Origin of the sequence: Rhodopseudomonas boonkerdii, from assembly GCF_021184025.1 — a bacterium.
Classification (GTDB): Bacteria; Pseudomonadota; Alphaproteobacteria; order Rhizobiales; family Xanthobacteraceae; genus Tardiphaga; species Tardiphaga boonkerdii.
On the sequence record NZ_CP036537.1, the window covers coordinates 4,444,590 to 4,460,021 of the forward strand.

Sequence of the window (15,432 nt, forward strand, 5' to 3'; positions counted from 1 at the left end):
TTGCGGGGAGGGTCGGGGTGGGGGCCGCCACACACGCAGACAGCGCAGCGATACGCCTACCCCTTCACTTCCTTCTTGTCCGTCTCCGCCGTCGGCTTGCCGCCCTTCGCGGCGGGGCCGCCAGTGACGCGAACCTTGTCGCCTTCGCTCAGACCATCCGGCGGGGCCGTAACGATCCGGTCATCCGACGCAAGACCGCTGCCGATTTCGATCTCGCGGCCCAGATCGCGGGCGATCGTCACCGTCTTGAAGGCGATCTTGTCGTCCGGCGTGACGGTGGCAACGCGCAGCCCCTGCGCGCCAAAGATCAGCGCACTGGCTGGAATGTGCAGCGGTGCCGCGTTGCCGGTGAGCTCGAGCTTCACATTCGCGAAACCGCCAGGCATCAGCTTGCCTTCGGAATTGTCGAGACGGAGTTGCATGCGCGTGGTGCCCGAACCGACGTCGACGGCGCGCGAAGCGGCCTCCACCGTGGCCTGGAACGTCTCGTTCGGGTGATCCGGCACGGTGATGGTGGCCCTGGTGCCAATCTGGACCGAAGGCGCAAAGTTCTGCGGCACGTCCACATAGACGCGTAGCTTGCTGACGTCGGAGATCACGAACATCGCGGCACCGGTGCCGGTGCCGCCGGAGATCAGCGCGCCGACATCGGTGTTGCGCTGGGTGACGATGCCGTCGAACGGCGCCGTGATCTTCTTGTAGTCGGCGAGCGCTTCAAGGCGCTGCACATTGGCCTCGCCGGATTTCACCGCCGCCAGCCGGTTGTTGAGATCGGCGGTGCGCTCGTCGATCTCCTGAGCGGAAACGAAGTTGGACGCCACCAGCGTCTTGCGGCGGTTCAGCGTGGCTTCGGAGAGTCTGGCGCTCGACTGCTGGCTGACGAGATCGGCGCGGGCCTGCAACAGCTGCTGGTCGAGATCGGGCGCATCGATTTCAGCGATCACCTGCCCCGCCTTGACCTGGGCGCCCATATCCGCATGCCAGCTCTTCAGATAGCCGGAGACGCGGGCGAAGATCGGCGCGCGGTAATAGGCCTCCAGGCGGCCCGGAAGGTCCAGGGTCGGCTTCAGCGGCCGGCTGCCGGGCAAGGCGACGGCAACCGAGGGGACCGCCTGTTCTGCCGTCCAGGTCCTGAGTTCCGTATCCGTCTTGGCACGCGCCATGATCCCGGTGACGACGACGCTGCCGGCGACCACGACGCCGACGACGCCGGCAATGCCGAGCTTGCGGCGGGAAACCTGCTGGGGCTGCCCAGCGGGCGTCTTCTCAGTGGACATGGGAAGGCTCCGAAGCGGCCGGATGGGCCGAAGTCTGGTGGTCCGATTGCTGCTTCTTGTGCACGAGGCTGAACACGACCGGCACGAACATCAATGTGGCCACGGTTGCAAAAATCAAGCCGCCAATAACCGCGCGACCAAGCGGCGCATTCTGCTCGCCGCCTTCGCCGAGGCCGAAGGCCATCGGCGCCATGCCGATGATCATGGCCAGCGCCGTCATTAGCACCGGACGGAACCGGGTGAAACCGGCTTCCAGCGCCGCTTGGACGGGATCGCCATGCATGCCATAGCGCTCGCGGGCAAAGGAGATCACGAGCACGGAGTTCGCGGTGGCGACGCCCATACACATGATGGCGCCGGTCAGCGCGGGAACCGAGAGCGTGGTCTGGGTGGTGAACAGCATCCAGACGATACCGGCCAGCGCGGCCGGCAGCGCCGTGATGATCACGAACGGATCGGACCATGACTGGAAGTTCACGACGATCAGCAGATAGATCAGCACCACCGCACCGAGCAGGCCGAACAGCAGGCCGGCGAAGGACGAGTTCATGGTCTCGACCTGACCGAGCAACGCGACGGTCGAACCGCGCGGCAGTTCGGCCTTGGTTTCCTCGATCGCCTTGTAGATGTCATTCGAGACCGAGCCGAGATCGCGGCCCTGGGTGGTGGCATAGATCTGCACCATGGTCTGGATGTCATATTGCGACACTACGGCGTTGGTGGCGGTGCGTTTGATATCGGCGATGCCGCCGAGGATCGGCGAACCCTGGGCACTGGCCGATGTAATCGGCAGCGTCTGCAGCGCGTTCAGCGAATCCATCTTGTACTGCGGCGTCTGCATCACGATGGAATAAGAGATGCCATTGTCGGGATTGAGGTAGTAGGTCGGCGCCACCTGCGAGGAGCCGGCAAGATTCACGACGAGACTGTTGGTGACGTCGCGTTCGGTGAGCCCGACATACTGCGCACGGGTGCGATCGACATCGATATTGAAGCCGGGATTGTTGGGCGACTGCTGGATACGCGCATCGGCAATGCCCGGAATCTGTTTCACCTTTGCGAGCAGCTTGTTGGCATAGACGAAGTTCTCCGCCGTGCGGTTGCCGCGGATTTGCAGATCGATCGGCGCCGGCGCACCGAAATTCAGGATCTGGCTGACGATGTCGGCCGGCAGGAAGGCGAAGCTGACGCCGGGGAATTCGCGCGGCAGCCTTTCACGCAACTGCTTGACGTATTCCTCGGTCGGCCTGTGGCCGTCGCGCAGCTTGATCTGGATGTCGCCATCCGCACTGCCGAGCACGCCGGTGTTGTTATAGGTGAGATTGATGCCCGAGACCGGCAAGCCGATATTATCGGTCATTGTTTCGATCTCATGCGGCGGGATGATGCCCCGCACCGCCTTCTGAATGTCGGCGAACTGATTGGCGGTTTCCTCGACGCGGGTGCCGACCTGCACGCGCACATGCATCAGGATGCTGCCGGCATCCACCTGCGGGAAGAAGTTGCGGCCCAGGAACGGCACCAGCAGAAAGGATGCGCCGACAAACAGCAGGAATCCGGTCACGAAAACGGGACGATGCGCCAAGGCGAGGTCAAGCAGCCCGCGATAGCCAGCGCGGAACTTCTCGAACCGGCCCTCGAAGCCGCGCTGGAATTTGACCAGCGGATTGCGCGTCGGAGGTTTTCCGTCTTCGTGGTGCACATGCGGTTTGAGCAGATATTTCGCCATGGTCGGCACCAGCGTGCGCGACAGGATGAACGACCACACCATGGCGAACATTACCGCCAGCGCCATCGGCACGAACAGGAACTTGGCGATGCCGTTCAGGAAGAACATCGGCACGAAGACGATGCAGATACAGAGCAGCGAGACGAAAGCCGGCGTCACGATTTGCGCCGCGCCGTCCATGATGGAGGTTTCTACGTCCTTGCCCTGTTCGAGATGATAATTGATGTTCTCGATGGTCACGGTGGCGTCGTCGACCAGGATACCCACCGCGAGCGCGAGGCCACCCAATGTCATGATGTTCAGCGTCTCGCCCATCGCCGACAGCATGATGATCGCGCCGAGCACCGCGAGCGGGATCGACACCGCAATGATCACGGTAGAGCGCCAGCTGCCGAGAAACAGCAGGATCATGATCGAGGTCAACGCCGCGGCGATGACGCCTTCATGGGCCACACCGGAAATGGCCCCGGCGACGAACATCGACTGGTCGCCGATATAATTGATCCTCAGCGCATCCGGCAGCGCTCCGCGCACCTCCTCCACCTTCTTCTTCAGGCCGGAGATGATATCGAGCGTGGACACCGAGCCTGCTTTCAGCACCTGCATCAGCACCGAGCGATTGCCGTCGACATGGACGATGTTGGTCTGCGGTGAGTTGCCGTCGCGCACGGTGGCGACGTCACCGACATAGACCATGGCACCGTTGACCTGCCGGATCGGCAGCAAGGCCAGCTCCTCGATCTTCAACGGCGCATTGTTGAGATTGATGGTGTATTCGAACTGGCCGATCTTCTGTGTGCCGACTGGCGTGATCAGGTTCTGTGCGGCCAGCGCATTGGCGACATCCTGCCCCGACAGACCGCGCGCCTGCAGGGCGCCGGGGTTGAGATCGATGGTCACCTGCCGCTGCTTGCCACCGAACGGAAACGGAATCGCTGCGCCGGGCACGGTGACGAGCGATGTGCGAAGCTGGTTAAAGCCGAGGTCCTGCAGTTGCTGCTCATTGAGGCCGTCACCGGACAGCGCCACATTGATGATCGGCACCGTGGAGGCCGAATAGTTCATGATCAGCGGCGGCGTCGCGCCGGGCGGCAGCTGTCGCAGCAGCGTCTGCGAGATCGCGGTGACCTGCGCATTGGCCGTGCGGATATCGACATTCGGCTGGAAGAAGATTTTGACGATGCCGAAGCCGTTATAGGAATTGGCGACGATGTGCTCGATGTCGTTCACCGTCGTCGTCAGCGCACGCTGGAACGGCGTGGTGATGCGACCGGCCATCTGGTCCGGCGGCAGGCCGGTATAGCTCCAGACCACACCGATGACGGGGATGCGAATTTCCGGGAAAATGTCCGTGGGCGTCCGAAGTGCGGCGAGCGGCCCAACGATCAGAAGCAGCAAGGCCAACACGACGAAGGTGTAGGGCCTAGTCAGGGCGATGCGTACCAACGAAATCATGAAGTAACGGTCCCCGACAATCTCTCAGCGATCATTCTCACAGGCGAGCCTCTGCTGTTCCGCTCGAAACGCCCCGTCTAACCTGACGAGCCTTGTCCGATTAGCCCGTCGCATCGGGATGGACTTATGACAAAGGCTCATCAATCGCGGGGCACCGGCGCAGCCGTGGAGTACTGGCTGAAGAAGCCTGATTTACCTCAACGGTATGAAATTGGCTATGTAACCAAGGCTCGCGGCAGTTCACTTCACCGATAGTGTTAACAATTCAGCGCTGCCGTGGCAGCCCGACAACAGTTTGAGGCTTCAACAAACATATTTCAGGCGGTGAGCGGCACGCCCGAAGATGAAAAATCTGTAATGCGCATGATAGCGGCAATGACTTGCCTATCTGGGCACCTTGCCGCCCGCCGATCAGGCTGAAAGCATTACGGCATCAGCCTGAGCGCATCGGCAAAGAAGTCCGGCCCTCCGAAATTTCCGGACTTCAGTGCGAGCCACATGTCGCCCTGTCCCGCGCCTACAGCGCGGAGCACGGGAACGCCAGCCGCGATTTCGGCCCCCACAAGGAAGCCCGGAATACCCAGCCGATCGACCACCGCGCCCGACGTCTCACCGCCGGCCACGACCAGCCGCCGAACGCCGGCACCGACCAGCGCCTCTGCAAGATCGGCCATGGCCTGCTCGATGGCGTGGCCGGCAGCCTCATGACCATGGCGCTTCTGCAATTGCGCGACCTGATCGGGCGACGAGCTGCTTGCGATCAAGACGGGCCCCTCGCTCAGACGCTCCTTCGCCCAGGCGATCGCGCGCCGGACCTCATCCTCGCCGACGACGACCTTGTCCGGATCGAGATGCAGCACCGGCATCGCCTGCCCGGCCCGGGCAATCTGTTGCAATGTCGCTTGCGAACAGCTGCCGGCGAGACACGCGGCGGCACCGCCGACGGGCTTTTCCGCTGTGGACGCTGCGCTCGCGACCTTCACGCGACCCAACGTGACGAGCCCACGCGCGAGACCAAGGCCAAGGCCGGAGGCGCCGACCGATAAGCGGTGATCGAGCGCGACCGCACCGATGGTTTCGAGATCCTTCGCAAACACCGCATCGACGATGGCGGCGCCAAATCCGTTCTCAGACAATCCATCGAGATGCGAGCGCATCACATCGGCACCGCTTGCAACGATGCCAAGATCGACCAGACCAATATTGGTCCCGCTCTGCCGCGCCAGCACGCGGACGAGATTTGAATCATGCATCGGATTGAGCGGGTGATCCTTCAGCGGGCTCTCGTTCAACGGCACCGGACCGACAAACAGATTGCCCTGATACACGGTGCGCCCGGTATCCGGAAAAGCCGGTGTCACGAGCACGATATTGTCGCCGGCATCGATCCGCAGCGCATCCATCACCGGGCCGATATTGCCCTTGTCGGTGGAATCGAAGGTCGAGCAGATCTTGAACAGCACATGCGACGCGCCGCGGCTGCGCAGCCACCTGTCGGCCACACGCGATTTCTGCACAGCGGCGCTCGCCTCGATCGAACGACTCTTCAGCGACACGACGACGGCATCGACCTCGGGCAGCTTCAGGTCATCGGCAGGGATGCCAATGGTCTGTACAGTGCGCAGCCCGTTGCGTGTGAGCGTATTGGCGAGATCGGAGGCGCCGGTATAGTCATCGGCAATGCAACCCAGCGCGAGACTCATACCTTCACTCCCGCATAGGGCTTGAACCAGCCGAGACCTGCGACCGTCTCTCCCGCGGGGCGATACTCGCAGCCGACATAATTGTCATAGCCGAGACGGTCGAGTTCCGCGAACAGGAATGGATAGTTCAGCTCCTCACCCGCCGGCTCATTGCGCGAAGGCACGCTTGCGATCTGGATATGGCCGATCAGCGGCATCATCTCGCGCAGGCGCATGGTAACATCACCATGCAGGATCTGGCAGTGATAGATATCGAATTGCAGCCCGACATTGGGAATGCCGAGCTCGACGATGATATCGCGCGCGAACATGAAGTCGTTGAGGAAATAGCCGGGCACATCGCGGCCGTTGATCGGCTCGATGACGACATCGATGCCGTGATCGCCGAGGAAATCCGCGGTCCACTCGAGCGATTTCTTGAATGCATCGACCGCCTTGGGATCGTGGCGATCCGCGAGGCCAGCCATCATGTGCAGACGGCGCACGCCGGTGGCCTCGGCATAAGGCAATGCCGTATGCAGGCTCTGGCGCAGCTCGTCGAACTTGTCCGGGCGCGCAGCAAAGCCCTTCTCCCCGGCATTCCAGTCCCCGGGCGGAAGATTGAAGAGCACCTGCTTCAGACCATTGCGCTTCAGGCGCAGGGCGACGTCTTCAGGTTTGTATTCGTACGGGAAGAGAAATTCGACGGCCGTGAAGCCTGCCTTGGCGGCGGCATCGAAGCGATCGAGGAACGGATGCTCGTTGAACATCATGCTGAGATTGGCAGCGAAACGGGGCATCGGCGGTCTCCGAACTATTTTGTCTCGCCCGGAAGCGCTGTCCCGGTCACCTGCGCATACATGCGCGCCACCGATGCATCGTCGTCGCGGCCCATGCCGGCGGCGGATGTCATCAGGAACATCTGCAAAGCCGCCGCCGATACCGGCACCGGGAATTTCGCGGTCCGCGCCATGTCCTGGATGATGCCGAGATCCTTGACGAAGATATCGACCGCGCTGCGCGGCGTATAATCGCCGTCGAGCACATGCGGCACGCGATTCTCGAACATCCACGAATTGCCGGCGGAGGCGGTGATCACCTCGTAGACCTTGCGGATGTCGAGGCCCTGCCTGGCGGCAAATGCGATCGCCTCGGAAGCTGCGGCGATATGCACGCCGGCCAGAAGCTGATTGATCATCTTGAAGGCCGCCCCCTGCCCGGCCGCATCGCCGAGCTCATAGAGCTTTGCTGACATCGCATCGAGCGCGGGACGGGCTCTGGCGAAGGCGGCAGCGCTACCGGAGGCGAGGATGGTCAATTCGCCCTGCGCCGCACGCTGGGCTCCACCGGAGATGGGCGCATCAAGATAATGGCGACCGGTGGCTTCGAGCTGCTTGGCAAGGCGACGAGCCACCTCGGGATCCATGGTCGCGGAAGAGATGAAGACGGCATCCCGGGCAAGGGTTTCAGCCGCACCGCCCGTGCCGAACAGGATCGCCTCGGTCTGCGCCGCATTGACCACCACGCTGACAACGATATCGGCCGCCTTGGCAGCCTCCGCCGGGGTGGCCGCGCCTTGCCCGCCCTCTCCCACGAAGCGCTTCACGGCCGCAGCGGACACATCACATCCCGTAACGGTAAAGCCCGCACGCAGGAGCGACAGCGCCATGCCATAACCCATGGAGCCCAGACCGATGACGGCCACGCGCGGTTTGTCGGATGCAGATGACATGCAGCAGTTCCTCGGACTTTCCAGCCGGCCGCTGATCGGGCCTTGGCTCCTCGGTAACACGGCTTGGCCTTCCTGCCAAAGCATGGGACAACGCCGGCACGAGGAAATGCCATGACTGACACACAGCTGCGTGACGACATCTGCCGGTTCGGCCGTTCCCTGTTCGAGCGCGGCCTGACGCCGGGCTCGTCCGGCAATATCAGCGTACGCTGCGAGGACGGCGGCTGGCTGGTGACCCCGACCAATGCCTCGCTCGGCAGGCTCGATCCCGCCAGGCTGTCGCGGCTGGATAAGGACGGTCGGCTGGTGTCCGGCGACAAGCCGACCAAGGAAGTGCCGCTGCATACGGCGCTGTATGACACCCGCAGCAGCGCGCAGGCCATCGTGCATCTGCATTCGACTCACTCGGTGGCAGTATCGATGCTGCCTGAGGTAAACCCGCGCGCGGTGCTGCCGCCGATGACGCCCTATTACATGATGAAGTGCGGCGCCACGGCGCTGGTGCCGTACTATCGGCCGGGCGATCCGGCGGTGGCGGATGCGATCAAAGGGCTGGCCGGGAAGTATTCATCGGTGCTGCTCGCCAATCACGGCCCGGTGGTTGCCGGCGACAGCCTCGAGGCAGCGGTCTATGCGATGGAGGAGTTGGAGGAGACGGCCAAACTGTATCTCCTGCTGCGCGGGCTGAACCCGCGGCATCTGTCCCCGGAGCAGGTGAATGATCTGGTGAAGGTGTTCGGGCTGACGGTGCCGGAGCACGGGCACGATCACTGATCGTGCCCCTAACTCACAACCCCAAATACGCCTTCCTGACATCTGGATTGGTAGCGATTTCCGAGGCCTTGCCCTGCATCAGCACGCGGCCGGTCTGCAGGATATAGGCGCGGTCGGCGATCTCCAGGACTTCGGCCATCCGCTGCTCGACGATCAGCACGGTCATGCCGGTGTCGCGGATCTTCTTCACAGCCTGGAATATCTCGTCCACCAGTTTCGGCATGATGCCCTGCGACGGCTCGTCCAGCATCAGCAACCGCGGACGCGTCATCAGCGCGCGGCCGATGGCCAGCATCTGCTGTTCGCCGCCGGACAGGGTTTCGGCGCGCTGTTCAAGGCGTTCGGACAGGCGCGGAAACAATTCGAACACGAGTTTCAGCGGCTCCTCGCGGTCGGTCTGGTTGCGATACATATAGCTGCCGAGCTTGAGATTGTCGTGCACCGACAGCCGCGGAAACAGCCGGCGGTTCTCTGGCACATAGGCGATGCCGCGCGCGGTGATCAAATGCTGCGCCATGCCGTTGATCTGCTGGCCGTCGAAGGTAACCGTGCCGGAGCGCGGGCGCTCGGCGCCGGCGATGGATTTGATCAGCGTCGACTTGCCGGCGCCATTGGCGCCGCAGACGGCGACGACCTCGCCCTTGGCGACGTCGATGGTGACGTCCGAAATGGCGACCAGCCCCTGATAGGCGGTGGTGACGTCACGCACCGACAGCATGGCGATCCCCGAGATATGCACTGATGACTTCTGGATGCCGGACGACATCCGCGGGTTTGCCCTCGACGAGCTTCTTGCCGAGATTGAGCACGATGGCGCGATCGACCAGCGGCATCACGATTTCCATCACATGCTCGACCATCAGCACCGTAACGCCGGTCTCACGCACCTTGCGCACCAGTGCGACGCCGGACTGCGCTTCCAGCGGCGTGAGGCCGGTGAGGCATTCGTCGAGCATCAGGAGTTTTGGCTCAGTGGCGAGCGCACGGGCAACTTCAAGACGGCGCTTCTCGGATGGAATCAGCTCGCGCGCAAGCTTGTCCGCGCGAGGGCCGAGGCCGCAGAATTCCAGAACTTCATGCGCCTTGCGACGGGCGTCCTTCATCTTGTCGTTGCGGATCAGCGCGCCGACGATGACATTGTCGATGACGGTCATCGTCTCAAAACTCTTCACCACCTGGAAGGTGCGCGCGATACCGAGGGCACAGCGCTCGGCGGCAGGCATGCGGGTGACGTCCTTGCCGTCAAACCAGATCGATCCCTGGGTCGGCGGCAGCACGCCGGCGATCAGGTTGAACAGCGTCGACTTGCCGGCGCCGTTCGGGCCGATCAGACCGACGATTTCGCCGGCATCGACCGAGATCGAGACATCACTATTGGCAATCAGGCCGCCGAAGCGCTGCCAGACGCCGCGTGTTTCAAGCAGAGGCGCGCTCATTGCGGCACTCCTTTCGAAGCCGGTCGTCGTGCGAACAGACCGAGCAGGCCATCCGGCCGCGCCAGCGAGATCAGCACGATGACGGCGCCATAGAGAATGAGATCGACGCCGCGGCCGGAGCCGCCGATGAAGGAGCGCGTGAGTTCGGTCATGGGGATCAGGATGACGGCACCCAACACCGGCCCCCACAGCGTGCCGATGCCGCCGAGCACGGCAGGCAGCGCCATCAGCAGCGAGAACTGGAAGGTCATCACGCTTTCAGGATCGATATAGGAGACGAACTGGGCATAGAAGCTGCCGCCGATGGCAGTGAGGAAAGCGGAGACGGCCGCCGCGCCCATCTTGGAATTGAAGACCACGACGCCAAGGCTCTCGGCCGCATCGGGATTGTCCTTCACCGCGCGCCACCAGAAGCCCCATTTGGAATCTTCCAGCCACCAGGTAATCAGCCAGGCGACACAGCAGAACACCAGCGCGAAGTAGTAGAAGGGAAGCTTGCTGCGGGTGAACTGGAATTTCGCCCAGCTATCACCGCGCACGGGAATATCGATGCCGAGCGCGGCTCCGGCCCATTCCCAATTGTGGAACAGCAGGAAGCCGATTTCGGCGATGACGATGGTGGCGATCACGAAGTAATGGCCGCGCAGGCGGAAGGTGGGATAGCCGAGGCCGAGCGCGATCAGCGCCGACAGAATGCCGCCGCCGAGCATGCCGAACCAGGGCAGCACACCGAACTTGGTGAACAACAGCGCCGTCGTATAGGCGCCTAGGCCGAAATACAGCGCATGGCCGAGCGAAATCTGGCCGCAATAACCGCTGAGGATGTTCCAGGCCTGCGAGAGCGCCGCATACATCAAGGTCAGCACCATGATGTTTTGCACATAGACGTCCTTGACGAAGAACGGCACGCAGGCGGCGATGGCGGCAAGCACGGCGGCGAGGATGAGGTCGCGACGGCGACGCTGGGTGAAGCTGTCCATCAGATCGATCCGAACAGGCCGCGCGGCCGAATGAAGACGACGAGAAGATAGACGGCATAGATGCCGACCGATTTCAGCGAGGGCGGCAGGATCATCGCCGTGGTCGCCTCGACAAGGCCGACGATGATGCCGCCGGCAAAGGCGCCGAACACGCTGCCGAACCCACCGAGCGCGACGGTGACGTAGGCGATCAACGCGAATGACGCGCCGACATCGGGATAGATGTAGAAGAAGATCGCCATCACGCCGCCGGCGAGGCCGATCAGCGCGGAGCCGAGGCCCCAGCCGAGCGCGAACACCTTGTTCTTGTCGATGCCGACCAGCGCCACCGCGCCAGCATCCTCACGCGTCGCCTCCAGCGCGCGGCCGAAATCCGTTTTCTTCATGAAGAAGTAGAGCGCGCCGAAGGCGGCGATGGAGATCAGCGCACCGACGAGCTGCGGCACCGGCAGGAACACGCCGAACACCGAGATCGTCTTGCCACCCAACATCGAGGCCGGGATGCTGCGATAATCCGGGGTGAAGAAGAACTGCGCGAGACCGCGCATCAGGATCGCGAGGCCGAAGGTCGCAAAAATCTGCACCATGCCGATGTTGGCCTTGGCCCGCATCGCGAAGCGTATGATGATCAGATAGATCACCGCGCCGAATACGAACATGCCAGCGGCGACGATGGGAATCGACAGCAAGGGGTCGACCGCCCAGAACATGAAGAGGAAGAAAGTGAGATACATCGCCAACATCAGAAATTCGCCATGGGCAAAGTTGGTGACGTCCATCAGGCCGAAAATCAGCGCAAGGCCGACGGCCAGCAGGCCATAGAGCAGCCCCATCAGCAATCCGCTGGCAAGACTCTGGATGATGGTCGCGGCGGTCAAAGGGAATCCTCTCGGTCGTCTTGAAGCGATGATAGGAGTGGCCTCCCTTCCCCAAGCGGCGAAGCCGCGCAGCGGGGAGGGGCGGCCGATAGGCCGGGGTGGGATGCCTCCACGAGTGACGGAGCTTGTGGCACCCCCACCCGGCCGGCCTTCGGCCGTCCACCCTCCCCACCTAGCGAAGCTTCGCTTCGCGCGAGGGGAGGGTTAGAAAGCGCCCTTACGGCATCGGCCAGACCGCATCTGCCACCGCAGCCTGCGGCGGAAATACGGTAACGAACTTGCCGCCGTTGTACTGCAGCAGCACAGGGTCGGCGTCGTTGTTCTGACCCATCTCGTCGAACTTCACCCGCTTCCACGGCATGATCGTCTGCTCTCCCGGCATGTCGGTGGCGACCAATGCTTCGCGAATCTTCTCGCCATCGGTGGACTTGGCGCGGTTGATGGCATCGGCCATCACGATCAGGCCCATGAACTGGCGCGACGAATAGTCGTTGAAGTCCTTGCCGGACTTCTCCTTGAACATGTCGTTGATCTTGCCGACCATAGGGCGCTTGGCGGCGAGATCGAGCGAGAACGAACCGCGCGAGATGACGCCCGGAATCTTGTCGCCGACCGCATCATATAGCGCCTTCTCGGAGAAACCGGCGTCCTGCGCGACGATGTTCTTGGCCTTGTAGCCGAGCTCGCCCATGGTCTTGATCAGCAGGATGCCATCGGTGGTGTAGCTGGACGGCATCAGTACATCGGCATTGGCCGCCTTGAGCTGCTGCACTTCGGCAGTGAGCGACGGCGAGTTGGCGCGGTACTTGATGTCAGCGACGATCTTGTAGCCGCGATCCGCCGCGAGCTTCAGCTGTGCGTTCGCCGAGTCGGTGCCGAAGATCGTATCTTCGTGGAACAGCGCCAGCGTCTCGATCTTCTGGCCCTTCTTCTTCATCGCGTCGAAGAAGTCGAACATCGCGGTCGAGAACATCTCGTCATGCGGCGCGGCGCGGAAGTAATACTTCAGACCACGGCGATGCAGGCTGGGCGACGAGTTATCGGCCGATAGGAACGGAATTTGGTAGCGCTCGCAGATCTGGCTGACGGTGACCGCGACCGCGCTCTGGTAGGTACCGACAATGGCCGAAACCTTTTCCTGCGTGATGAGGCGTTCGGCCTCGGCGCGGCCCTTCTGCGGATCGGCCTGATGGTCGGCAAAGACGAGGCGCAGCTTGGCACCGCCGAGACCGGAGAAGCCCTCTCCCTTCGCCATCGGCAGATCGAAATCGTAGTTCTTGTTGACGATGTCCGCGGCAGTCTCGAAAGCGCGTTGTGCGTCGACGCCAATCTGCGCGCTAGCGCCGGAGAGCGGATAGATCACGCCGATCACGACTTCCTTGACTTGTGCGCGGACTGGCGTGGCAAGCGGAAGCAGCGCGGCAGAGGCAGCGCCTCCAAGCAGAACATCTCGGCGAGAAATCGTCATATGGGTGTCCTTTGTGATCGGCAGCTATCGATAGGAACTAATCGAGGTTACGGTAAAGCTCGAAAGATCGGCAAGCTGCTTCTTATAAAACAGCCAATTGCTTATTCTTGAGGTCGGTGATGAGCATGACACCCGGCGCATGCGTAATGGCGAACGGCACTTTCGCAGCTGCGATGACGGCTTGCGGTGTGACACCACAGGCCCAGAACACCGGGATCTCGTCATCATTGATGTGCACTGCATCACCGTAATCGGGCTTGCTGATATCCTTGATACCGATCGACTGCGGCAGGCCGAGATGCACCGGCGCGCCGTGCACGGAGGGAAAGCGTGAAGTGATCTGCACCGCGCGGATCGCATCAGCCGGCTTCAGCGGACGCATAGACACGACCATCGGGCCGGCGAAAGGGCCCGCAGACTTGCAGGCGATGTTGGTGCGATACATCGGCACCAATGTATCCTGTTGGATGTGACGGATCGGCAAATCTTCCGCCATCATCGGCTCCTCGAACGAGTAGGAACAGCCGATCACGAATGACACGAGGTCGTCGCGCCAGTATTTCGTCACCTCGGCGGGACGATCGATCGCCTCACCATCCTTCCAAACGACGTATTGCGGAATGTCCGTGCGGATATCGAGATCGAGGCCGAGCGCGGGAATGCGGGGATCGCCGGGATCGGACATACCAATGATCGGACACGGTTTTGGATTAAGCTGGCAGAAGCGGTGGAAGGCCGCAGCCTGCGCCTCCGGCAAGATCACGAGATTGCCCTGGACGTAGCCGGGGGCGACGCCGGCGGTGCTGCCATATTTGCCGGCACGATATTCCCGGCGGGCAACCGCACTCGGCAGATCGCCGGTGCCGACTCCATCATGATCAAGCGTCGCCAGATTGCCCATAGCTACCTGCCTCAATTATCGCCGTGCCTGAGTTTTGACCTCGACTTAGTGGGGCATAGGGATAATATAATGTCTAATCGTGTTTTTTGATCGTATCCGATAAATCGAAATTATCTAAAGAGAAGATCCTACCCTATGGCGGACTTCAAGGCCCTGGAGACGTTCCTGTGGGTGGTCAATCTCGGCAGCTTTCGTGGCGCCGCGCAGAAGCTGAATACGACCCAGCCGGCAATATCCCAGCGCATCGCGCAGCTTGAACACGAGGTCGGCGTCCGCCTGCTGCAACGTGATCGCCGCATTGCCTCCCCGACCCCTGCCGGCCGGCAGATGCTGGTTTATGCCGAAAAGCTGATCGGGCTTCGTTCGGAGATGATGGCCGCGGTCGGCGACCGCTCCGCCATGCGCGGCGTGCTTCGGCTCGGCGTTGCCGAGACCATCGTGCACACCTGGCTCTCGAAGCTGATCAAGCAGGTCAACGAGGCCTATCCGAATCTGTCGCTGGAGATCGAGGTCGACATCACGCCAAATCTGCGTGCGAGGTTGCTGGCGCAGGAGATCGAGCTTGCATTCGTTGTCGGCCCGCTCGCGGCATCGGACGTCCAGAGCAAAGTCCTTTGCGACTATCAGATCGGATTTCTGGCCAGTCGATCGCTCGGGCTCGGCAATGAAACGCTCTCCGTCGAAGACCTGGCCAAGCATCCGATCATTACCTTCCCGCGCAAGACGCGCCCCTATGAGATCGTGCGTTCGATCTTCAACCGGCCCTCATTGCCGCCAATCAGGCTGCATGCCAGTGCATCCCTCGCCACCGTGATCCACATGGCGATCGAAGGGCTCGGCATTGCCGTGATCCCGGCCGCGATCGTGCAGAACGAGCTTGCCGACGGCCGACTGCAATTGCTCAATACCAATGTGCCGATCCAGCCGCTGACCTTCGCAGCGAGCTGGCTCGCATCTCCCGACACCGTCGCCATCGAGCTTGTCGCCAGCCTCGCCGCTCAGCTCGCTCAGGAGAGCGCGGCATCATGTACGTCGCCGCATATCAGCCCCTTGGTTGACGCGCTGACGCCGGCGCGTCATTGAAACACACCACATTCCACCACGCGAAACTCCCAGGACA

General features: G+C 62.3%; 13 protein-coding genes. 2 read left to right on the top strand and 11 right to left on the bottom strand.

What is annotated here, in order from left to right; all coding sequences use genetic code 11:
* Positions 1-56: 56 nt before the first annotated feature.
* The 5 genes from E0H22_RS20420 to ltnD form a co-directional block, all read right to left on the bottom strand.
* The gene (locus tag E0H22_RS20420; RefSeq protein ID WP_233022804.1) at positions 57-1,277 is read right to left on the bottom strand and encodes an efflux RND transporter periplasmic adaptor subunit; all 1,221 of its coding nucleotides are present in this window, start codon (positions 1,275-1,277) and stop codon (positions 57-59) included.
* Positions 1,267-4,461, bottom strand: a complete 3,195-nt coding sequence (locus tag E0H22_RS20425) for an efflux RND transporter permease subunit (protein WP_233022805.1) — start codon at positions 4,459-4,461, stop codon at positions 1,267-1,269. Before E0H22_RS20425 ends, E0H22_RS20420 begins: the two co-directional genes overlap by 11 nt.
* 425 nt (positions 4,462-4,886) lie before the next feature.
* A complete protein-coding gene (gene otnK, locus E0H22_RS20430) occupies positions 4,887-6,164 on the bottom strand; it encodes a 3-oxo-tetronate kinase (RefSeq protein ID WP_233022806.1) in 1,278 nt (425 codons plus the stop codon).
* Complete coding sequence (otnI, locus tag E0H22_RS20435) at positions 6,161-6,943, bottom strand: 2-oxo-tetronate isomerase (protein WP_233022807.1); 783 nt, start codon at positions 6,941-6,943, stop codon at positions 6,161-6,163. Before otnI ends, otnK begins: the two co-directional genes overlap by 4 nt.
* 14 nt (positions 6,944-6,957) lie before the next feature.
* Positions 6,958-7,875, bottom strand: coding sequence for an L-threonate dehydrogenase (gene ltnD, locus E0H22_RS20440; RefSeq protein WP_233022808.1), 918 nt, complete (start codon positions 7,873-7,875; stop codon positions 6,958-6,960).
* 111 nt (positions 7,876-7,986) lie between these two features.
* On the opposite strand from ltnD, the gene otnC reads away from it, so the two are divergent.
* Complete coding sequence (gene otnC / locus E0H22_RS20445) at positions 7,987-8,649, top strand: 3-oxo-tetronate 4-phosphate decarboxylase (protein ID WP_233022809.1); 663 nt, start codon at positions 7,987-7,989, stop codon at positions 8,647-8,649.
* Between the two features lie 13 nt (positions 8,650-8,662).
* Here otnC and E0H22_RS20450 read toward each other — a convergent pair whose 3' ends face one another.
* The 6 genes from E0H22_RS20450 to E0H22_RS20475 form a co-directional block, all read right to left on the bottom strand.
* Positions 8,663-9,367, bottom strand: coding sequence for an ABC transporter ATP-binding protein (locus tag E0H22_RS20450; protein ID WP_233026450.1), 705 nt, complete (start codon positions 9,365-9,367; stop codon positions 8,663-8,665).
* Positions 9,351-10,085, bottom strand: coding sequence for an ABC transporter ATP-binding protein (locus tag E0H22_RS20455; RefSeq protein WP_233022810.1), 735 nt, complete (start codon positions 10,083-10,085; stop codon positions 9,351-9,353). The genes E0H22_RS20450 and E0H22_RS20455 overlap by 17 nt, the downstream gene beginning before the upstream one ends.
* Positions 10,082-11,065, bottom strand: coding sequence for a branched-chain amino acid ABC transporter permease (locus tag E0H22_RS20460; RefSeq protein ID WP_233022811.1), 984 nt, complete (start codon positions 11,063-11,065; stop codon positions 10,082-10,084). The genes E0H22_RS20455 and E0H22_RS20460 overlap by 4 nt, the downstream gene beginning before the upstream one ends.
* Positions 11,065-11,898 (bottom strand): branched-chain amino acid ABC transporter permease, encoded by an 834-nt coding sequence (locus E0H22_RS20465; RefSeq protein ID WP_233026452.1) that lies wholly within the window; start codon positions 11,896-11,898, stop codon positions 11,065-11,067. Before E0H22_RS20465 ends, E0H22_RS20460 begins: the two co-directional genes overlap by 1 nt.
* Before the next feature lie 262 nt (positions 11,899-12,160).
* Positions 12,161-13,411 carry an ABC transporter substrate-binding protein gene (locus E0H22_RS20470; RefSeq protein ID WP_233022812.1) on the bottom strand — a complete coding sequence of 417 codons (1,251 nt, stop codon included), beginning with the start codon at positions 13,409-13,411 and terminating at the stop codon, positions 12,161-12,163.
* A gap of 82 nt (positions 13,412-13,493) precedes the next feature.
* Entirely contained in the window at positions 13,494-14,312 is an 819-nt protein-coding gene (locus E0H22_RS20475) for a putative hydro-lyase (protein WP_233022813.1), read from the bottom strand.
* Between the two features lie 135 nt (positions 14,313-14,447).
* On the opposite strand from E0H22_RS20475, the gene E0H22_RS20480 reads away from it, so the two are divergent.
* Positions 14,448-15,395, top strand: coding sequence for a LysR family transcriptional regulator (locus tag E0H22_RS20480; RefSeq protein ID WP_233022814.1), 948 nt, complete (start codon positions 14,448-14,450; stop codon positions 15,393-15,395).
* Positions 15,396-15,432 lie beyond the last annotated feature (37 nt).